Annotated in this window: 20 protein-coding genes and 1 tRNA gene; 14 read left to right on the forward strand and 7 right to left on the reverse strand. The window is 64.5% G+C overall.

From position 1 onward, the window contains the following. Positions 1–37: 37 nt before the first annotated feature. A complete protein-coding gene (locus DESUT3_RS18840; protein ID WP_221250041.1) occupies positions 38–1,453 on the reverse strand; it encodes a sigma-54-dependent transcriptional regulator in 1,416 nt (471 codons plus the stop codon). Positions 1,454–1,948: 495 nt separating this feature from the next. On the opposite strand from DESUT3_RS18840, the gene DESUT3_RS18845 reads away from it, so the two are divergent. The 9 genes from DESUT3_RS18845 to DESUT3_RS18885 all read left to right on the forward strand — a co-directional run bounded on the left by DESUT3_RS18845 (position 1,949) and on the right by DESUT3_RS18885 (position 7,205). Beyond that, the gene (locus DESUT3_RS18845) at positions 1,949–2,185 is read left to right on the forward strand and encodes a hypothetical protein (protein ID WP_221250042.1); all 237 of its coding nucleotides are present in this window, start codon (positions 1,949–1,951) and stop codon (positions 2,183–2,185) included. Between the two features lie 88 nt (positions 2,186–2,273). Further along, the gene (locus DESUT3_RS18850) at positions 2,274–3,314 is read left to right on the forward strand and encodes a cytochrome c3 family protein (protein WP_225911563.1); all 1,041 of its coding nucleotides are present in this window, start codon (positions 2,274–2,276) and stop codon (positions 3,312–3,314) included. Between the two features lie 2 nt (positions 3,315–3,316). Then, positions 3,317–3,961, forward strand: a complete 645-nt coding sequence (locus DESUT3_RS18855) for a cytochrome b/b6 domain-containing protein (protein ID WP_221250043.1) — start codon at positions 3,317–3,319, stop codon at positions 3,959–3,961. A 190-nt stretch (positions 3,962–4,151) separates the two neighbouring features. Then, a complete protein-coding gene (locus DESUT3_RS18860; RefSeq protein ID WP_221250044.1) occupies positions 4,152–5,021 on the forward strand; it encodes a HAMP domain-containing protein in 870 nt (289 codons plus the stop codon). Next, entirely contained in the window at positions 5,018–5,545 is a 528-nt protein-coding gene (locus tag DESUT3_RS18865) for a menaquinol oxidoreductase (protein WP_221250045.1), read from the forward strand. Before DESUT3_RS18860 ends, DESUT3_RS18865 begins: the two co-directional genes overlap by 4 nt. A 375-nt stretch (positions 5,546–5,920) precedes the next feature. Further along, on the forward strand, positions 5,921–6,169 hold the full coding sequence (locus DESUT3_RS18870; RefSeq protein ID WP_221250046.1) for a hypothetical protein: 249 nt from the start codon (positions 5,921–5,923) through the stop codon (positions 6,167–6,169). A gap of 27 nt (positions 6,170–6,196) precedes the next feature. Beyond that, positions 6,197–6,628 (forward strand): response regulator, encoded by a 432-nt coding sequence (locus DESUT3_RS18875; protein WP_221250047.1) that lies wholly within the window; start codon positions 6,197–6,199, stop codon positions 6,626–6,628. Between the two features lie 35 nt (positions 6,629–6,663). After that, a complete protein-coding gene (locus DESUT3_RS18880) occupies positions 6,664–6,894 on the forward strand; it encodes a hypothetical protein (RefSeq protein ID WP_221250048.1) in 231 nt (76 codons plus the stop codon). Between the two features lie 62 nt (positions 6,895–6,956). Next, on the forward strand, positions 6,957–7,205 hold the full coding sequence (locus DESUT3_RS18885; RefSeq protein WP_221250049.1) for a hypothetical protein: 249 nt from the start codon (positions 6,957–6,959) through the stop codon (positions 7,203–7,205). Positions 7,206–7,320: 115 nt separating this feature from the next. Here DESUT3_RS18885 and DESUT3_RS18890 read toward each other — a convergent pair. The 6 genes from DESUT3_RS18890 to radA all read right to left on the reverse strand — a co-directional run bounded on the left by DESUT3_RS18890 (position 7,321) and on the right by radA (position 12,815). Next, positions 7,321–7,396: transfer RNA gene (locus DESUT3_RS18890), tRNA-Ala, on the reverse strand. Positions 7,397–7,435: 39 nt separating this feature from the next. After that, positions 7,436–9,751 (reverse strand): sensor histidine kinase, encoded by a 2,316-nt coding sequence (locus DESUT3_RS18895; RefSeq protein ID WP_221250050.1) that lies wholly within the window; start codon positions 9,749–9,751, stop codon positions 7,436–7,438. A gap of 50 nt (positions 9,752–9,801) precedes the next feature. After that, a complete protein-coding gene (dksA, locus tag DESUT3_RS18900) occupies positions 9,802–10,158 on the reverse strand; it encodes an RNA polymerase-binding protein DksA (protein ID WP_221250051.1) in 357 nt (118 codons plus the stop codon). Positions 10,159–10,237: 79 nt separating this feature from the next. Beyond that, positions 10,238–10,765: a PH domain-containing protein gene (locus tag DESUT3_RS18905; protein WP_221250052.1), complete on the reverse strand. Its 528-nt coding sequence runs from the start codon at positions 10,763–10,765 to the stop codon at positions 10,238–10,240. Between the two features lie 136 nt (positions 10,766–10,901). Beyond that, the gene (gene moaC, locus DESUT3_RS18910) at positions 10,902–11,387 is read right to left on the reverse strand and encodes a cyclic pyranopterin monophosphate synthase MoaC (RefSeq protein WP_225911564.1); all 486 of its coding nucleotides are present in this window, start codon (positions 11,385–11,387) and stop codon (positions 10,902–10,904) included. Positions 11,388–11,513: 126 nt separating this feature from the next. Next, positions 11,514–12,815, reverse strand: a complete 1,302-nt coding sequence (gene radA / locus DESUT3_RS18915) for a DNA repair protein RadA (RefSeq protein ID WP_404827057.1) — start codon at positions 12,813–12,815, stop codon at positions 11,514–11,516. A gap of 188 nt (positions 12,816–13,003) precedes the next feature. Between radA and DESUT3_RS18920 the strand changes: the two genes are divergently transcribed. From DESUT3_RS18920 to DESUT3_RS18940, 5 genes are all read left to right on the forward strand, one after another. After that, positions 13,004–14,749, forward strand: a complete 1,746-nt coding sequence (locus DESUT3_RS18920) for a sensor histidine kinase (RefSeq protein ID WP_221250054.1) — start codon at positions 13,004–13,006, stop codon at positions 14,747–14,749. After that, positions 14,749–16,122 carry a sigma-54-dependent transcriptional regulator gene (locus DESUT3_RS18925; protein WP_221250055.1) on the forward strand — a complete coding sequence of 458 codons (1,374 nt, stop codon included), beginning with the start codon at positions 14,749–14,751 and terminating at the stop codon, positions 16,120–16,122. Before DESUT3_RS18920 ends, DESUT3_RS18925 begins: the two co-directional genes overlap by 1 nt. Beyond that, positions 16,112–17,071, forward strand: a complete 960-nt coding sequence (locus tag DESUT3_RS18930) for an ABC transporter substrate-binding protein (RefSeq protein WP_221250056.1) — start codon at positions 16,112–16,114, stop codon at positions 17,069–17,071. The genes DESUT3_RS18925 and DESUT3_RS18930 overlap by 11 nt, the downstream gene beginning before the upstream one ends. A 240-nt stretch (positions 17,072–17,311) precedes the next feature. After that, a complete protein-coding gene (locus tag DESUT3_RS18935) occupies positions 17,312–18,328 on the forward strand; it encodes a TAXI family TRAP transporter solute-binding subunit (RefSeq protein ID WP_221250057.1) in 1,017 nt (338 codons plus the stop codon). 143 nt (positions 18,329–18,471) lie between these two features. Then, positions 18,472–20,403, forward strand: coding sequence for a TRAP transporter permease (locus tag DESUT3_RS18940; RefSeq protein WP_221250058.1), 1,932 nt, complete (start codon positions 18,472–18,474; stop codon positions 20,401–20,403). The last annotated feature ends 215 nt before the right edge of the window (positions 20,404–20,618 follow it).

Consider the following 20,618-nt stretch of genomic DNA (forward strand, 5'->3'; position numbering starts at 1 on the left):
GGTGGCGTTGTCCGTTTCGGGGCGAGAGCGCGACGGCTCAGCTGACCACCCGGTCGCGAACCGAGATCCCCTGTTTTTTCAGCAGCGCCTGAAAATTCGGCCGCAGCATGCCGACCTCTTCCGCGGCCTTGGTGATGTTCCAGTCGTTGCGCTTGAGCGCTTCGATGACGAAGGCCCGTTCGATGGGCTGGACGGCCCGTTCGCGGATCTCCTTCTTGGCTTCCTTGAGCTCCTCGGTGGTGCGGGGGACATAACCCTCCTCCACACCGGCGACCTCGTCTTCACCCAGGGAAAGCTCCAGGTCCTCAGGCTCGATCAGGTCAGCATCGGCCAGCACCACGGCGCGCTCGAAGATGTTCTCCAACTCGCGCACGTTGCCGGGAAAGGGGTATTTCTTCAATATGGCCATGGCCCCGGGGGCCAGACCGCGGATCTCTCTGCCCATCTCCGCGCTGAATTTGCGCAGGAAATGGCCGACCAGCATCGGCAGGTCCCCCTTGCGCTCGCGCAGCGGCGGCAGATCGATGGGGATGATGTTGAGCCGAAAGAACAAGTCCTCGCGGAAACTCCCCTCGGCCACCATCTCTTTGAGATTGCGGTTGGTCGCCGCGATCAGCCGGATGTCGATGGGCACGGCCTTGGTGCCGCCGATGGGGGTCACCTCCCGCTCCTGCAGAACCCGCAGCAGCTTGGCCTGGGTGGTGAGGCTGAGATTGGAGATTTCGTCCAGGAACAGGGTGCCGCCGTCGGCGACCTTGAACAGGCCCATCTTGGTCTGCACCGCGCCGGTGAACGACCCCTTGATGTGCCCGAACAGTTCGCTCTCGAGCAGGCTCTCGGCCAGGGAGGTGCAATCGACCGCGACAAAGGGCTGTTCTTTGCGCGGGCTGTTGTTCTGGATGGCGCGGGCGACCAGTTCCTTGCCCGTGCCGCTCTCGCCGGTGATCAGCACGGTGCTGTCGGTGCGGGCCACCTGCAGGATGCGGCGGTAAACCTTCTGCATCTGGGGGCTGGTGCCCACCAGCAGGTCGAGCCCCTGCTCCTCCAGCTCGCCCGTTTCGCCCCCCACGTCCTTGAGCAGGGTGGCGCGCTCCTCGAGGGCCTTGTGCACCTTTTCGGCGATCTGCACCGGGGTGAAAGGCTTGGCCAGGTAATCGAAGGCCCCGCTGCGCATGGCCTCCACGGCCGTTTCCACCGTGGAATAGCCGGTAATAATGATCACCGGGACCTCGGGCTGCAGGATGCGTATCGCCTTGAGCAGCTCGAGCCCGCTCATGCCGGGCATCTTCAGGTCGGTCACCACCAGGTCGAATTCTTCCTCCTGCAGCTTCTCCAGGCCCAGATGCCCGCTCGGCTTGGAATCGACCTGGTATCCCTCCTTCTCCAGTATCCTGCGCATCCCCTCCCGAATTACCGCTTCGTCATCCACCACCAGGATTCTAGCTTTGGCCATAACTGCACTGCTCCCTTTACTCCCCGGGCCCGGGGGCCCACACCAAAGAAGACTGTATCCCCTTGCCAAATTAAGGAAATATTACTTAATTTTTTACTCAAAATCAAATAAAGGGTGTCCGCCGCAGCAAATTTCCATCCTCTCCCGACGCTTGGCGCCGGGGCCTCCCGGGGGTGCCTGCCGCCGGTATATCCCCCGCAGGCACCTGCATAATTCCAACATACACCCCCGCTTTTGGATAAAACTCATATGTTTTCAGTCAGTTAAATATCCAAACCGGCATTTTCTCCGCCCGCCGCGGCGAACCGCCTGTATGAAGTTTCTATGCGTTCAGCTCCCGACGGGACGCAGTGTCTATTTTTTTCTTGTTAAATTTCGGCTACTTATAAATTTCGTTAGGCATATTTCACGATTGGCACGGGCGGTGCTATTCCAGATAGGCAAAGACCAACCTCTTCAGCTGGCCGGTTCTCTTCGCCAAGAAAGGAGTCCACCATGAACGCCACCCTGAAATCCATCTCTCTGGCAGTCCTGCTCAGCGCCATGGCGTCCCCCGCCCTTGCCGCTTCCAGCGTCCAGGAAGGGCACAGCGGATTTGCGGTATGGGCCTTTCTCGGCTTCTGCGCCCTGATCGTGGCACTGCAGCTGGTGCCCGCCGCCCTGATGCTGATCGGCATCCTCAAGGGCGTATTCGCCAAGGCGGAAAAACCCGCCCTCAACAGCGCCGAATAACCTCAGCCAGCCATCGCCGACCGACCGCCCACCCAAGGGGGCGGTCGGTTTGTCAGCAAATGAACAATCGACCAAGGGAGAGACGACCGTGAGACACAAATTCAAGAACCTGCTGTTGATGCTGCTGCTGGCCGCCCCCCTGGCCGCCGGGGCGCCTGCCGCCGAGGCCATGGAGACCGAGGACTGCCTCGGCTGCCACGGCGACCGTGATGCCGTGGCAGCCAGCCAGTTTATCGACGGGGCCCGCTTCGATCACACCGCCCACGCCGAAATGGGCTGCCTCGCCTGCCACGAGACGGTGAGCGACGCGCATCCCGATGACGGGCTGACCCCATCGCGGGCCAGCTGCCGGGACTGCCACGAGGACATTTACCAGGAATACGCCACCAGCATCCACGGGGCCAACGCCAGCTGCGCCGATTGCCACAATCCGCACCAGGTCAAATCCCCCACCGAAGTCTCCGGCTATGACATGAACCGCCAGTGCGCCAGCTGCCACGACCTCTCGGACATGGTGAGCACCCATGACGAATGGCTGCCGCAGGCCGAACTGCACGTCGGCGCCCTGCCCTGCATCGCCTGCCACTCGGGCTCCAAGGACTACGCCATCACCCTCTATATCACCACCCGGCAGAAAGCATTCGGCGATTTCGACCTGGCCGACCGCCGGCAACTGCAGGAGCTGGCCGGCAGCGGCAACATCGAAGCCCTGGTCGACCTCGACGGCGACGGCCAGGCTTCACTCAAGGAACTGCGCATCTTCAACCAGAAACGGGAATACAAAAACCTCAGGCTCGCCGGCATGATGATCCCCGAACGGGTCACCCACGATTTCCAGATCCTCGACAACCGCTGGGACTGCACCTTCTGCCATGCCTCGGGGCCCGAAGCGATGCAAACCAGCTACCTGGCCTTTCCCGAGGACGGCGGCACCTTCAGCCGCCTCCCCGTGGAACAGGGCGCGGTGCTCGACGCGCTTTACGGAACCCCGGATTTCTACATGATGGGCGCCACCCGCAGCAAGGCTCTCAACATCGTCGGCCTGATGATCATCGCCGGCGGCCTGGTGATGCCGGTCGGACACGGCACCCTGCGCTTTCTCACCCGCAACAACCGAAAGGAGCATTGATCATGGCCGCCGATAAATATATCTACCTGCAACCAACCCCGGTACGCATCTGGCACTGGCTGAACGCCCTGGGGATCGTCACCCTCTGCGCAACCGGCGCCCAGATCCGCTTCCCCGAGCATGTCAACATCTTCGGCACCTACAAGGCCGCCATCGCGCTGCACAACACCGCCGGTATCGTGGTAGCGATCAGCTTCTTCCTCTGGCTGGCCTATTATGCGCTCTACGCCCGCACCATGGCCAAGCTGTACATCCCCAACAGGGACGACATCCAGCGCGGCCTGCTGCGCCAGGCGAAGTTCTATTTCCTGACCTTCTTCCTCGGCCACGCCAACCCGCACCACACGACCCCGGACAACAAGTTCAACCCGATGCAGAAGTCAGCCTACCTGGCGATCATGTTCATACTGGTGCCGCTGGTGATCGTCACCGGCATCCTGCTGATGAACGTCGACCCCCTGCGCGCCCTGGTGCTGATGGTCGGCGGACTTAAAATTCTGGTGGGGATCCATTTTCTGCTGGCCTGCTCCCTGTGCGCCTTTCTCTTCACCCACATCTACCTCGCCACCCTGGGGCACACCCCCTTCGCCCACTTCAAGCCGATGTGGACCGGGTGGGAGGAGGTGCACAACGAACCGCATCCTTGAGTCGGACAGAACATCCGGCCGGGCGAAGCCCCTGGGGCTCGCCCGGCTGGAATTTCCGTTGCCCCCCGGTCACCACTGTGGTATTAATCTGGCTTAATCGCCTTGCCCCGCATCCCGCGGGCCCCCGAGGCTCCCTCCGGTAAGCTTAGCCGCGAACCGCCGGAGGGGCCCTCCCTTCGAGGTGCTCACCATGCTGCGAAGCCTCACCGCCAAAGCCGTCGTGCCGGTCGCCTCCGCGGTCACCGGCTTTGTCATCGTCTGCTGCCTGCTGCTCTATTCCTTCATCCAGGGCGACCTGGTGGACGGCGCCATCCAGCGGGAAGTCAGCCTGGCCGACACCATCATCAAATCGACCCACTACTCGATGCTCAAATCCGACCGCGAGTCGCTGCGCCACACCATCAGTCACATCGGCCGGCAGCAGGGGGTGGAGCATGTGCGTATTTTCAACAAAAAGGGACTGATCATGTTCTCGGCCGACCCGGCCGAGGTCAACCGCGAAGTGGACACCCGGGCGGCAGGTTGCGTGGAGTGCCACGCCGGCCCCGAGCCGTCCGCCAGCCTGGGCCCCATGGAGCAGGCCCGGCGCTTCACCAACGAGCAGGGGCGCCACGTGCTGGCGATCACCGCGCCGATCTTCAACGAGCCGGGCTGCTCCAGCGGCGGGTGTCATTTCCATCTGCCGGAGCAGAAACTGCTCGGCACCCTGGATATCGGCCTGTCCGAGGAGCCGCTGCGGGAGACCCTGGCCACCCTGCGCGGGCGGATGGCGCTGTTCTGCCTGATGGTACTGCTGCTGAGCGTCGGAGGGGTCTGCGCCCTGCTCAGGCGCAACGTGCTGTTGCCGATCCGCGAACTGGTTGGGTATGCCAATGCCCTCAGGGCAGGCGAGACCCAACCCCTGCCCCCGGAGGGCTGCGAAGAGATCGAGACCCTGGGCCGGGCTTACCAGGAACTGAACCGGCGCCTGCGGCAAACCACCGCCGAACTGGAAAAGGCGCGGGACAAGGGCGCCGACCGGGCGGGCAACCCCTTGCCTGGAGAACCACCCGCCCCATGACCAGCCCCGGCCCCCGCACCGCATCTTCCCCCCGGGCCGGCCTTCCCGGCCCCGGGGAGCGCCGGCGCGAGATCGAAACCCGGATCCGGCGCCTGCACGCCCTGGCCAACCGCGGCCTGTGGGGACTGGCCATCTTCATCCTGATCAGCATCGGTGCCCAGCGTAATTTCAGCTTCATCCCGGAGATCTCCCCGGAAATCCGTGCCCTGCTCGGTCCCTCCCCCCCGATCAAGCTGATCAGCATCGCCCTGGCGGTCTACGCCTTCAGCGCCCTGATCCTGATCCTCTCGCGCATGATGAGCGGATCCAACTCCTACCGCGGCTGGTCCCACCTGGGCTACCTCTCGGCCTTCTACGCCTTCTACTACTACGGCGAAGCCCTGCAGCAAAATTTCTGGGCGGTCTTCGCCGCGGGCATCACCATTCTGGGGCTGGAATACTACCAGATCTGGACCCATTGCGCCGAGGCGCTGCGCAAGGAAAAACAGCTCCTCGCCAGCCTTGGCACCCCCTCCGACGCCTGAGTTGTCCTGGTTATCCACAGTCTCCACAGCTTATCCCCAGCCCACCGGGCTGCCCCTCTCCCCCGGCCCCAGCGGTCGTATATTTCCCTGATACAGCCCTGCCGGACATTTAAATCATTGTCATTTCAGTAACTTGAAAACCCACTGAGGGCCACTGGGCCGTCCCGTCGGGTACTCTTCTGCATATAAACTCTATACGGCTGTCCGCCGGCGAAGTTCTCCAGGCATTTCTTGCCGAAAAATTTCTGATGTGATTTTAGCAGGTTATGAATTTTATTAGGCCAGATAAATACTTGGCACGGGCACTGCTATGCAAAAGGGTAAGCGCAGCCTAACCGGCGCGGGATTTCACCAAATGAAGAAAAGGAGGCAACCATGAAAACCCTGTTGAACGGCATACTGACGATCCTGATTTTTGCCTCTGGCTCGGCCATGGCGGCCGGCGACGGGTCGGCCAACGAGAGCAGTCTGCTGGTCATGCTTTTTCTCGGCTTTCTGGCCCTGCTGGTGGTCATGCAGCTGCTGCCGGGGCTGGCCCTGTTCGCCTCCATGATCAAAGGACTTTTTACCCGCATTCCCCGCACCCCCCTGGCTTCGGATGAAAAACCCCGCGGATCGGCCTAACCAGGCAAACGCTGAGAGGGAAGAGCCATGCGAGTCGTACTCATTGCCGATAAAGACCTCGAAACCCGCCAGCAGATGGCCCACCTGTTCGCCGAGGCGGGCTACCAGGTGCGGGCAGTCAACTCGGTTCACGAGGTGCTGCAGTTCATCCTCAAGCGCGGCTGCCGGGTCCTGCTGCTCGGCAGCGAACTCGGCGACCTGCTGGCGGTGGAGCTGATCCCCTTGCTGAAAAAATGCAACCGGGACCTGACCATCATCCTGGTTTCCGACGAAAACTCCCTGCCGTTGCTGCGCAAGGTTCGACGGGAAGGGATTTTTTACCACGCCCTCAAACCGGTCAACCCTGAAGATCGGGATGAACTGCGCCTGGCGGTCCAGTGCGCCTTCGAAAAAAACCCGCCTCACCCGGTGGACACACCCCCCCGGTGGCTGCGACAGGCCGAGGCAAACGGAATCTGACCCGCTTGTGATCAAGCACAACCCAGGAGGCTGCCATGAAAAAACTGTTCGTCGCCCTGTCCGCCCTGTGCTTAACCCCCGCCGGCGCTGCCCTGGCCGCCAGCGCGGCAAGGGAGGATCACAGCGGCATCGTGGTCTGGGTATTTCTGGGCATCTGTGCCCTGATCGTCGTTGCTCAGCTGGTCCCGGCGGTGATGGTGCTGCTCGGCCTGGTCAAGGGCGTAGCGCAGAGGGGGGAAGAGGCGCAGCAGAAAGGGGTCGATTAGCCTCCCAAAGACTGGCCACGGCGGTTCGGGCCGGCACTCCATCGACATGAAAGGAGGAAGAGATGAAACGACTTGGCTATGTGTTCGGGTTCCTTGTCCTGCTGCTGCTGGCTGCGATCTGCGCGGTGGCCTTTCCCGGAGTCATGGAGGGCTTCGGCGGCATCGTCATCTGGACATTCCTGGCCTACTGTGCACTGATCGTGGTGGCGCAGCTGATATCCGCCATGATCGCTGCGCGCAAAATGATTGAGGGGATATTCGACGACTATTACACCAAGAAAAAATCCTCGAAGCAGATCATGCTGCGCTAACCATCAATTGGCAGGAAAATTATTTCAATGAGATGAGAGAGAAGAAGGCAAAAGGGCAGGTGAGAGCTTAAACAGCAAGGGGGGTGGCCGTAACGGCCACCCCCCTTGCTGATATTGGTGGAGCTGATGAGGATCGAACTCACGACCTACGCATTGCGAACGCGTCGCTCTCCCAGCTGAGCTACAGCCCCGAAATTCGACGATTACTTTAGCCAAGCAGAAAATTATTGTCAACGGAAAGGTACCACCGGGCCGCTCACCGGCAGGCAGACCAGGAACACGGCTCCCAGTTCGTTGTTGCGCACCTCGATTTTTCCCTGGTGCTGCTCGACGATGCGGTGGGAGATCGGCAGCCCCAGGCCGGTCCCCTTGGTTTTGGTGGTGAAAAAAGGCTCGAAAATGCTGCGCAGGATCTCCGGCTTGATGCCGCCGCCGGTGTCCGCGACCTCCAGGGTCACCGCCGGTTCGCCCCGCAGGATGGTGGAATAGGCCTTGACCAGCAGGCCGCCGCCATGGGCCATGACCTGGCGGGCGTTGGTCACCAGGTTGATGAGCACCTGCAGCAGCTTTTCCTCGTCGGCCTGCACCAAGGGCAGCTCCGCCTCGATTTCCCGCTCCACCCGGATCAGTGAACGGGTCAGGGCATCGGCCTCCAGGGCGAGGGCCTTGTCGATGATGGCCGGAATGCTGCACTGGGCAAAACAGAGCATCTGCTTTTTGGAAAAATCCAGGACATCGGTAAGCAGCACCTCCATCCGCAGCGCCTCGCGGGCAATGATCGCGGCGTATTCCTGCTCCCGGGACTGCTCCGGCGCGATCCGGGCCAACCGCTTGGCGAAGCCGCCGATGGAGACCAGGGGATTTCTCAGCTCGTGGGCAACCGAGGCGGCCATCTCGCCGAGCGCCGCCATCTTTTCCCCCTGGGTCAGGCGATCCTGGGCGTGGCGCAACTCCTGGTGGGTGGTCTCCAGGCGATGCAGCAGCATGGAATTTTCGATGGCGGCACCGGCCTGGTTGGCGAACAGCTCGAGAAAACGCAGCCGGTCCGAGGAGATCTCTTCCCCCGGCTGGGCGTTGTCGACCACCAGCACGCCGAGGGTCCGCTCCTTGCCGCGCAGCGGGGCACAGGCCAGGCAGCTGACCCCCATGGCATCGGCCAGCAGCCGGTCGCTGGCGGTCGCCTGCCCGGTTTCGCGCACCAGCACGACCCGTCCCTCCCGGGCCGAGCGGGCAAGGCTGTTGTCCGCATCGTCAAGGGCCAGCCGCTGCTTCATCACCTGGCGGCAGAAGGGGGCCTGACGCTGGGCATCGAGGGTGGCATCATTGATCACCGGGCGGGCCCAGGGGAGTTGCCCCCCCTCGGCGGGCAGCAGCAAAGAGGCGGTCTCCCGGCTGACTCCCAGCATCCCCTGCAGGGTGCCGGTGCGCTCGTTGATGGTGAACAGCATCGCCCGGCCGAACCCGCCCCCCTCGGGGATCGTGGCGGCCGAAAGAATCAGGTGCACCACCTCGTTGAGCCGCAGGGTGCTGTGCACGGCCCGCGAAATCCGGTAGAGCAGTTGGGCCTCGCGAAATTTTCGGTCGTTCTCCACCGAGAGCAGCTCCAGCCGTTCGCGGCTGGAGACCCGCTCCAGGGCCTGGGCCACCTTGGCGCCGATGGCCGCGAACAGCCGCTTGGCCTCCCGGTCATAGACCACCGGCACCCCGCCCTGGTCACCGCCGAAGAGGGTCAGGGTGCCCACCGCACGCTCCTGGAACAGCAGGGGAATGGCCACCATGGCCGGCGGCAGGGGCCCCTGCAGCTGGCCGCTGCGGGGCAGCCCCTGGCGAAAGACCGTGGTCATCACGCCCAGGGCGCGGGCCGAGGCCTCTTCCTCGAGATCGAGAAACAGCGGCCGCAGGGTGCGAAAATCGGGATGGGTCCGGACGAAGCTGCGCCCCAGGACGGTTTCGCCGATCAGCGGACGCAGTACGACGCAGGCCGCCCCGCTGCGCCGCAGCAGGGTCCGCACCGCGGCAGGCAGCAGTTCGCGGAGGGTTCTTGCCTGGTTGAGCTGCTGCCCCAGGTCGGAGAGCAGGGTCAGCTGCCTGACCCGGCGGCCGGACTCCGCCTTGAGCACGGCATGCTGGGCCAGCATGGCCAGCTGGGCGCATACCGCGCCAAGCAGCTCGCTCAGCTCCTGAGCGAGGCCCGCCCCGGGGGGAACCGCCAGGTTGAGCACACCGTAATTGCGCTGGGGATTGCAAAGCGGAAAACTGGCCCGGCCTTCGCCGAAGGCCGGTTTGCGGCTGGCAAGCGCCGTTTTTTCGAGAGGGGAGGCGGGCCGGGATGCGCCGTTTTCAAGATGGCGCCCCGGCCCGTGGGGATCTATTTGAAAGGAGAAAGATTTCTGGCGGGAATCCAGCAGCAGCAGGTGTATTTCTTCGAGTTCCAGGCGTCGGGCCAAAAACCGCAGGATCGCCTGGAAACCAGCCGGAAATTCCAAAGCCGTGCTGTTGGCGATGCGGACAACCTTGCGCAGCACTTCGTAGGGATCGCACTTCATGGCCCGTCTTTCTGGTTGTCCGGCCTCCCCCAAAACCTGGCGCGAGACGCCTAGCCGATTTTTTCCTGACGCTCCTGTTCGGTTTTGCAGTCGATGCAGAGGGTGGTCACCGGGCGGGCCTTGAGGCGCGCCTCGCCGATCTCCTCTTCACAATGCTCGCAAATCCCGAAAATCCCCTCGTCGATCCGTTCCAGCGCCTCGCGGATCTTCATAATCAGCTTGCGCTCCCGGTCCCGGATCCGCAGCTCGAAGTTACGGTCCGACTCCAGGGAGGCGCGGTCGGTGGGGTCGGGAAAATTGGTCTTCTCGTCGGTCATCTCGGAAACGGTCTTGCCCGCTTCGCGCAGCAGACTGTCCAGTTGCTCCTGGAGCAGGTTCCGGAACTCCTCGATTTTCTGCTTCTCCATGGATACTCCCTCTATCAGGTGAATTAAGTAAAACTAAATGAATTCTGCTTTCAAGTCAACCCAAATGCCGGAGTGCCCGCTACCAAAGCCTGCCGCCCAGCTGAATGTAGAGGATGAAGGCGAGCAGCGCCACGGCCAGCCAGCAGGAGATAACGTCCGAGCTCTTGACCGGCGGGGACGCCGCCATTTGACGGGTTTCCTCGCTCACCGTCCCCTCGGGGACCCTGGAAAGCAAAACCCGCACCAGTTCGGGGAAATCCCCGTAGGCGTTGGAGAGGATCAGAAACTCATCCTCGGCGCACAGGGTCAGGAAGGCCCGCTTGCGCACCTGCACCGTCTCCACGGCGGTCAGCTCGGCAAACTTGAGCGACTTGCTGCGCAGGAACTTGTAGACGGTGATGCCCTGCTCGTCGATGACGGCCTTGCGAAAAGCGCTCTCCACGAACAACCCGGTGATCGGCAGGATCAGCGCACCGAGGATGAACGCCTTGGCCACCGGCTGCCCCACCATCAGAACCACCACCAGCAGAATGCAGCAGAGCAGCACCAGCAGTCCCAAGGGGACCAGGAAGGCCTTGCGGATCGAAAAGTAGCGTGGCGTGTTCACGAATGTCCTTTTTTTGTCGCCGCCAGACGCCCGAAAATATGCGGGCTCCGCGGGTGAGCTGCGGTTCGGCTGCCGGTGAACCCGGCCGGTAGTTTAACAGGAAGTTCGGGCCATGCAATCCAGCAGCCCGGGAAAACTATTCCTGGCGCAGGAAGGAGCCGCTCTTGCCGCCGTGCTTCTCCATCAGGCGGATTTCGCCGATCACCATCGCCTTGTCCACCGCCTTGCACATGTCGTAGATGGTCAGGGCGGCGACGGAAACGGCGGTTAGCGCCTCCATCTCCACGCCGGTGGTGCCGGTCAGCTTGACGGCCGCCTCGATCTCCACCCGCCCCTCACCGGGAAACGGCAGGAACTCGATCTTCACCGAGGAGAGCGCCAGCGGGTGACAGAGGGGGATCAGCTCGGGGGTCTTCTTGGCGGCCATGATCCCGGCGATGCGCGCCACCGAGAACACGTCCCCCTTCTCCACCGAGCGATCGAGGATGCGCTGCAGCGTCGCCTCGGCCATGCGCACCTCGCCGCGGGCCACGGCGACGCGCCGGGTCGGGGTCTTCTCCCCGACGTCGACCATGATCGCCTTGCCCTCGTCGTCGAAATGGGTCAGTTTGTCGTCGGTCACTTTAAACTCCGTGATTCGTGATTCGTGATTCGTGATTCGTGATTCGTGATTCGTGATTCGTGATTCGTGATTCGTGGAAATTTTAAGGTGCTTCTGCCCACTGTCCACGGTCCACTGTTCACGGCCTTACTCAAATATCCCCTCCAGCGCCTCTTCGGCGCTGCGTACCCCGATCAGTTCGATCCCTTTTGGCGCTTCGAGGTTTTTCAGGTTGCCGGCGGGCAGCAGGCAGCGGTCGAAGCCGAGCCGGGCGGCCTCCTTGACCCGCAGCTCGGGGCGCGAGACGGCGCGCACTTCGCCGGCCAGGCCGACCTCGCCGAAGAGGATGGTGCGCGGCGGAATCGGCTTGTTCAGGTGGCTGGAGGCGAGCGCCGCCATCACCCCGAGATCCACCGCCGGCTCGTCGAGGCGCACCCCGCCGGCGACGTTGACGAAGATGTCCTGGGAGAGCAGCGACAGCCCCACCTTCTTCTCCAGCACCGCCACCAGCAGCGAGACCCGGTTGTGGTCGATCCCCATGGTGGTGCGCCGCGGCGTGCCGAAGGAGCTGCCGGACACCAGCGCCTGCAGCTCCACCAGGATCGGCCGGCTTCCCTCCAGCGAGGGGACCACCGAGCTGCCGGCGACCCCCTGCGGGCGCTCGGCGAGAAACAGCTCCGAGGGGTTGGCCACCTCGGCCAGGCCCTGCTCGCGCATCTCGAAGACGCCAATCTCGTTGGTCGAGCCGAAGCGGTTCTTGACCGCCCGCAAAATGCGGTAGGGGTGGCCCGGGTCCCCCTCGAAGTAAAGCACCGTGTCGACCATGTGCTCGAGCATGCGCGGCCCGGCGATGGCCCCGTCCTTGGTCACGTGGCCGACGATGAAGGTGGGGATCCCCTCGCCCTTGGCGACATGCATCAGCTTTCCGGCGCACTCGCGCACCTGGCTCACCGAGCCGGGGGCCGATTCGAGGGCGGCGGTGTAGATGGTCTGGATCGAGTCGATCACCAGAAAATCGGGCTTGAGCTCGCGGACCCGCTCGAGGATCGCCTCGAGGGAGGTCTCGGCGAGCAGAAACAGCTCGGCGGCATCCGCCCCGAGCCGGCCGCCGCGCAGCTTGACCTGGCGCGCCGACTCCTCGGCGGTGACGTAGAGCACCTTGCCCGCGCCGGCCAGCCGGTCGCTGGCCTGCAGCAGCAGGGTCGACTTGCCGATCCCCGGGTCGCCCCCGATCAGGGTCAGCGAGCCGGGGACCACCCCGCCGCCCAGCACCCGGTCGAGTTCGCCGATGCCGCAGCGGATGCGGTCCTCCTCGGTGATCTGCACCTCGGCCAGGCGCAGCGGGATGCTCCCCGCCGTCGACACGGCGGCCCGCCCCTTGCCCTTGACCACCGCGACGGTCTCCTCGGCCAGGCTGTTCCACTGGTTGCAGTCCGGGCACTTGCCCATCCACTTGGGGCTCTGGTAGCCGCACTGCTGACAGGTGTAGAAGGTTTTCTGCTTCAAAAAATCCTCTTCTGTACTTTAAAGGCGAGTTATTCTATGCTCTCGGGGTCGGGGTGTCAACGACACCTTCCGGCACCTCGCAGCACTCCACGTGAATTCGCGCCGCGGCGCTCGGGCACGGGAAGCAGCTCATGCGTTTTTTCCGAGGCATCCGCAAAAAGTTCATCTTCATCTACCTGCTGTTCGGCCTGCTCCCCCTGCTGGTCATCTCCTACCACTCCTTCAACGCGGCCGCCGATTCCCTGGAGAACCTGACCAACCGCCAGCTCTCCAACCTGACCGCCAAGACCGCCAGCCAGACCAGCCAGAAGGTCCACGAAATCCGCAAGGACCTCGACCTGCTCTCGGGCTTCCCCTTCATTCAGCTCTCGTTCCTGCAGTTCAGCTTCGGGCAGCGCCTGGAGACGGTGCTGTTCAAGCTCAAAAAATACCAGAGCCAGAACGACCTCTACTCGCGGATCAGCCTGATCTCCCTGGACGGCGAGGTCATCCTCAGCCTCCCCGAGGACCGGGAGGAGTCGGTGGCCGGGCGCATCGACCGCTCGCGGCTGAAGCTGGCCGGCCTGGTCGACACCTACACCTCCGGGGTGATCGCCGATCACCCCGAGGGGCCGCTGGTGATCTTCACCAAGCGGGTCTACGATTTCGAACAGGCCACCCACCCCGTCGGCCTGCTGGCCTTCTACATCCGCCTCGAGGCCCTGACCCGCTACGTGGAAGAGCTGGCCCCCTCCTCCGGCGGCCAGGGGTTCGTCTTCGATCATCAGCTGCAAAGGCCGCTGCTGCGGGGGAACCCGGACTTCGACCCCGGGCCGCTGCTCGCCGGCCGCCCCGCCGCGGAGGAAGAGGTGCTCATCGCCGAGGCGGCCGGCGCCAAGGTGTTTCTCGCCGAAGTCCCCGAGCTGCACTGGACCCTTGGCCTGACCCTGCCTGAAAAGGTGCTGTTCGGCGACATCCTGCGGCTCAAGGGCAAGAGCCTCTCCTTCGCCCTGAGCATCGCCGCCCTGGCCCTGCTCACCACCCTGTTCTTCGTCCGCCGCATCACCAACCCCATCACCCAATTGATGCACGGCGCCCAGGCCTTCAGCGAGGGGGACCTCGATTACCGCATCGAGATCCGCGGCGAAGGCGAACTGCGCCGGCTCGGCGAGGAGTTCAACGCCATGGCCCGCAAGATCAAGGCCCGCGAGAAGCAGATCCGCCAGGTCGACCGGCTGGCCTCCCTGGGGATCCTCGCCGCCGGGGTGGCCCACGAGGTGCGCAACCCCCTGGCGGGAATGAAGAGCTGCGCCCAGCTCATGCAGCGCAAGGCCATCTCCGGGGAGGTGGCGCAGCTGGCCGGGGGGATCAACGAGGAGATCGACCGGCTCGACAAGATGGTCCGGCAGCTGCTCGACTTTGCCCGGCCCAAGGAGGCCGCCCCCCGCCCGGTGCGCCTGGAGCAGGTGCTGGAGCGGGTTCTGGAGATGATCGGCAAGTCGCTGCAGCAGGAGGGGATCGAGGTGCAGGCCGATCTTCCGGCCACTCCGCCGGTGCTGGTGGATGCCGACCAGGCCCAGCAGATTTTCCTCAACCTGGCGCTCAACGCCGCCCAGGCCATGAAGGGGGGCGGGCGCCTGCGGATGAGCCTGCGCCAGGAGGATGCCGCGGTGCTGGCAGTGGTGGCGGACACCGGCTGCGGCATCGCCGAAGAGCACCAGGACCGCATCTTCGACCCCTTCTTCACCACCCGGGCCAGCGGCACCGGCCTGGGGCTTTCCGTCGTCCACTCGCTGATGACCGAAAACGGCATCACCTGGCAGCTGCAGAGCACCCCCGGCGGGGGGACGGTCTTCGAACTGCGCTTTGCCGCCTGCGCCCCGGAGGGAGCCTCCTGATGGCAACCATTCTGATCGCCGACGATGAAAAGGTGCTGGCCCAGTCCCTCGGCATGCTGTTTCGCGACGAGGGGCACCAGGTGGGCGTGGCCCTGAGCGGCCGCGACGCCCTGCGGCTGGCCGCGGAAAACCCGCCCGACGTCATGCTGCTCGATTTGCGCCTGCCCGACATGAGCGGCCTGGAGGTGCTCAGCGAGGTGCGCCGCACCCAGCCCGAGGCGATGGTCATCATGATGACCGCCCACGGCGACACCGCCACGGTGGTCGATGCGGTCAAGCGGGGGGCCTTTCACTACCTCAACAAGCCCTTCGAGCTGCAGGAGATCCTGCTGCTGGTCGGCAAGGCGCTGGAGCAGCAGAAGCTGCGCGAAGAGGTGACCTTTCTGCGCGAACGCCGCCATCCCGCCGAGGGGCTGGAGGAGATGGTGGGCAACTGCCCGGCGATGCAGGAGGTGTTTCGCAAGGTGCGCCTGGTGGCCGCGGCCGGCGACAGCGCGGTGCTGATCACCGGCGAGAGCGGCACCGGCAAGGAGCTGGTGGCCGGGGCCCTGCACCGGCTCAGCGAGCGGAGCGCGCACCCCTTTGTCGAGCTCAACTGCGCGGCGATCCCGGAGAACCTGCTGGAGAGCGAGCTGTTCGGCTTCGAAAAGGGCGCCTTCACCGACGCCCAGCAGCGCAAAAAGGGGCTGTTCGAACTGGCGGGCCAGGGCACCCTGTTTCTCGACGAGATCGGCGAGATGCCCCCGCACCTGCAGGCCAAGCTGCTGCGTTTTCTGGAAAAACGCAGCTTCCGCCGGCTCGGCGGCACCACCGACATCCAGGTGGGCGCCCGCATCGTCGCCGCCACCAACCGCGACCTGCGCGAGCTGGTGCGCCAGGGGCGCTTCCGCGAGGACCTCTTCTACCGGCTCAACGTCATCCCGGTCCACCTGCCGCCGCTGCGCGAGCGCGGCAGCGACACCCTGGCCCTGGCCGGGCACTTTCTCGCCCATTTCTCGCGGCGCCTCGGCCGGCCGGTCAAGCGGCTGGCCCCGGCGGCGGAGAAGGCCTTTCTGGCCTATCGCTGGCCGGGCAATATCCGCGAGCTGAAGAACATCGTCGAGCGGCTGGTCATCCTCTGCCCCAGCGAAGTGATCCCCGTCGAGCAGCTGCCGGCGGAGATCCGCGCCGGCGAGGGCGGGCCGCCGATGGCCGGCGCCTTCCACATCGACGAGCACCTGCTGGGGGTGGAGCGGCAGCTGGTTTTGGCCGCGCTCGAAGAGGCGCTGGGGAAAAAGGGGCTGGCCGCCGAACGGCTGGGGATCAGCCGCCATGCCTTCAAGCGCAAGCTGCAGAAGCTCGGCCTGGGCGGGGAGGATGAGGATGAGCCCTGAGCGGCCCCTGCGCCGGTTCTGCCTGCTGGCCGCGGCCGCGCTGCTGCTCGGGGCCGCGGCCGGGCGGGCCGCCGAGCCCTATCCGAGCATCGCCATGTTCGAATGGCAGCCCGACGGGGCCGTGGAGAGCGGGTTTCGCGACGGGGTGCAGAAGCACCATCCCGATGCCCGCTTCTACGTCTACAACGCCGCCGGGGACCAAACGCTGCTCAGCCACTACCTGGAGACGGCCCTGCAGCGGCGCCACGACCTCTACTACGTCTCCGGGACTGCGGCCGCGGCCCCGCTGCTCGCGAGGGTGCGGGAAGTCCCGGTGGTCTTCACCATGGTCCAGGATCCCGTCGACGCCGGGCTGATCGCCAGCTGGGAATCCTCGGAGAACAACGCCACCGGGATCAGCAACCGGGTCCCGGTGCTCAACCAGCTCAAGGCCCTCAAGCAGATCGTCCCCTTCACCCGGCTCGGGGTGGTCTACAACCCCGGCAACCCCGACTCGCGCCAGCAGCTGCGCGAGTTGGAGAGGCTGCAGCCGTTTCTCGGCTTTGCCCTGGAGAAATTCCCGGTGACCGCTCCCCAGCAGGCCGCTGACCTCCCCCTGCAGCGCCGCCGCGGGCTGGAGGCGATCTACCTGACCCGCGACCCGCTGCTCGAGCGCCTCGGCCAGCGCCTGCTCGAGCAGGTCCACCAGGCCGGGCTCCCCTCCCTGGCCGCCGACATGAGCCTGGTGACCCGCAAGGGGGCCCTGCTCGGCCTGGTCCCCGACGAATACCGCATCGGCCGGCTGGCCGCCCTCAACGCCCTGGAGGCCCTCGAGGGGACCGCCCCCACCGCCATCCCCAGCCGCTCCCTCGATTTCTTCATGGTCGCGGTCAACATGCAGACCGCCCGCCGCCTCGGCGTGCAGATCCCCCTCTCCCTGCTGGTCATCGCGGATACCATCGTCAGGTAGGGCTGGGCGAAAACTCCTTTGCGGCCGCGTCTGATCAGTCGGATCGGACCGATCTGTCGGATCCGACGCGGCCGCAACCCCTCCCGAGCGCCTTCCGCTCGAAGATGAGCGCCTTCCGCTCCAGCCGGCCGCCCCTGGCTGAATCATCCCCAGCAAAAACGGGCCCTTGGCATTCTGGCACTGCTATTGCTGTTTACCAGATAAACAAAACGGCTTTTCAATTTCCAGAGGAGGAAAAACATGCTGAAATCCCTCGCAAGCAAGCTTCTCACCCTGGCCCTCGCCGCGACCCTGCTGGTGGCGGCGCAAACGCCGGTGCAGGCGGCCAAGTCGCTGATCATCGCCACCGCCACCACCGGCGGCACCTACTACCCGGTCGGGGTGGCCATCGGCACCCTGATCAGCGTCAAGCTCGCCTCCAGCGACGGCATCACCGCCACCGCCATCAACTCGGCCGGCTCCGGCGAGAACGTGCAGATGCTCAAGAACAACGAATGCGACCTGGCCATCCTGCAGGGGCTCTACGGCGCCGAAGCCTACCACGGCAAGGGCTCCTACGCCGGCGACCCGATGCAGAAGATGGCCGGCATCACCATGCTCTGGCAGAACGTGGAGCACTTCGCCCTGCTCTCCAAGTACGCCAAGACCGGCACCGCCGCCGACCTCAAGGGGCTGAACGAGAAATTCTCCATCGGCAAGCGCGGCAGCGGCACCGAGGGCTCGGGCCGGGTGATCCTCGGCGCCCTGGGGATCGAGCCGGACAAGGACTTCACCACCGAGTACCTCGGCTACAACCCTTCGGTGGACGCCATGCAGGACGGGCGCATCGCCGGGGGTAACATCCCCGCCGGGGTTCCGGTTTCGGCCATCACCCAGATGTACGCCATGCTCGGCGACAAGGGGACCGTGCTCGACTTCACCGACGAGCAGCTCGCCGCCATCAACGGCGACGTCGAGCTGTGGACCCGCTTCGTGATCCCCCCGGACACCTACCCCGGGCAGAAGAAGCCGATCAACACCATCGCCCAGCCCAACCTGCTGGTCGCCTCCAGCGAGTTGGACGAGGAGACGGTCTACAAGATCACCAAGACCATCTACGAGAACCTCCCCTTCCTCAACAACATCCACGGCGCCACCAAGGCCATGGCCCTGGAAAAGGCCATCGGCGGCATGCCGATGCCCCTGCACCCCGGCGCCGTGAAGTACTACCAGGAAGCCGGGGTCAAGATCCCCGAGAAGCTTCTGCCCAAGAAGTAACCTGGAACAGAAGTGCGTGAGGAGTGAGGGGTGAGGAGCAAAAGCAAAGCACTGGCTTTGTTCGAACTTGCCGCCTCACACCTCACACCTCACGCCCCACCGGCTCAAACACACAATTTACCCAAACGGGGGAAGGTCGCAGTATGACGGAAGCCAAAGGGACCCGACCGCAGGACGACAAACTTGAATCCGACCAGGGCGAGGCCCTCGCCGTACAGCGCAAGCTGACCGCCTTCCCCGCGAAGTTCGTGTTCGTGGTCGGCGTCCTCATGTCGCTGGCGCACATCTGGTTCAACACCTTCGGGGTGATCTCCGAGATCCAGCGCAACGCCGTGCACTACGCCTTCGTGCTGCTGCTCGGCTTCGTCTTCTACCCCCTGTCGAAGAAAAAGCCCGACCAGACCCTGCCCATCGATTTTCTGCTCGCCCTGCTCGGGCTGGTGGCCGGCTTCTACCTGATCTTCTTCGAGGACGCCCTGCACGCCCGCAACGAGGTGCCGATCCTGCGCGACCTGATCTTCGCCGGCCTGGCCATCGTCCTGCTGATCGAGCTGACCCGCCGCTGCACCGGGCTGCTGATCCCCTTTCTGGCGATCTTCTTCCTCAGCTACGTGACCTTTCTCGGCAAGCATTTCAGCGGCCTGCTGCAGTTTCGCGGGGTGACCATCGAGCGGCTGTTCTACCGGATGTATTTCGCCCCGGACGGCATCTTCGGCACCATCGCCAGCATCAGCTCGACCTACGTCTTTCTCTTCATCCTCTTCGGCGCCTTCTTGCTCAAGTCGGGAGCGGGCGATTTTGTGCTGAAACTGGCCATGTCGCTGATGGGCCGCACCGTGGGCGGCCCGGCCAAGATGGCGGTGGTGGCCAGCGGCCTGATGGGGAGCATCTCGGGGAGCGCCGTGGCCAACACCGTGGGCACCGGCTCGCTGACCATCCCGCTGATGAAGCGCACCGGCTTCCGGCCCCACTTCGCCGCGGCCGTCGAAGCGGCCGCCTCCACCGGCGGCCAGCTGATGCCGCCGATCATGGGCGCCGGCGCCTTCATCATGGCCGAGTGGACCCAGATCCCCTACCTGAAGATCATCGGCATCGCCACCATCCCGGCGATCATGTACTTCTCCTCGGTGATCTTTTTCGTCCACCTGCGCGCCCGGCGCCGCGGCCTGACTCCGCCGAAGGACGAGGAGATCCCCCGCGCCCGCGAGGTGCTGCGCGAGGGGTGGCATTTCCTGATCCCCATCGGGTTGCTGATCGGCCTGCTGATGTACGGCTACACCCCGACCTACTCGGCCTCCATCGCCACCCTTGCCGTGGTCGCGGCCAGCTGGCTGCGCAAGGAGAGCCGCATGGGGCTCGCCGACGTGGCCGAGGCGCTGTTTCTCGGCGCCAAGAACATGGTCTCCACCGCGGTGGTGCTGCTCTGCGCCGGGATCATCGTCGGCGTGGTGCTGATGACCGGCATGGGGACCACGTTTTCGATCATCGCCATGGACCTCTCCGGCGGCCACCTGTTCGTGATGATCCTGCTGGTGGCGCTGGCCTCGCTGATCCTCGGCATGGGCCTGCCGGTGACCGCCTCCTACATCGTGCTGGCGGTGCTGGTGGCGCCGGCCATGCAGATGATGGGGGTCAGCCTGGTTGCCGCCCACATGCTGATCTTCTGGTACAGCCAGGACGCCAACGTCACCCCGCCGGTCTGCCTGGCCGCCTACACCGCCGCGGGCATCGCCGGCAGCAAGCCGCTGCAGACCGGCATGGAAGCCTGGAAACTGGCCAAGGGGCTGTACCTGATCCCGCTGCTGTTCTGCTACACGCCGATCCTCTTCGAGGGCCCGCTGTGGCTGGTGGCCGAGGCGACCGCCTCGGGGATGGTCGGGCTGTTCTCCTTCGCCATTCTCTCGGAAGGGTTTTTCTTCCGCGAGGTAAACTGGCCGCTGCGCATCGGCTTCGGCGTGGTCACGGTGCTGATGTTCTGGCCGGGCTACCTCACCAACGCCGCCGGTTTCGGCCTGTTTTTGGCGTTGGCGGCGGTGCAGAAGCTGGGCGGGGGCAGGCAGAGCGCGGCGGCTTGACCTGATTGTCGTAGGGGCGGCCCCCTGTGGCCGCCCAGGGCAGGCACGCAGGCCTGCCCCTACATTTAAAAACCATTTGGCCACGGATCAAATCGGATTTTCAAAATCTAATCATTTTCAAAAGCCTGGTTCTTTGATTTATCAGATTTTATCCGCTCTTATCCGTGGCCAATTGCCCTTTGGGGGCTTTTGGGACCAGCAAATCTGAAGGAGTG

The sequence above is a fragment of the Desulfuromonas versatilis genome (genome assembly GCF_019704135.1).
Classification (GTDB): Bacteria; Desulfobacterota; Desulfuromonadia; order Desulfuromonadales; family NIT-T3; genus Desulfuromonas_A; species Desulfuromonas_A versatilis.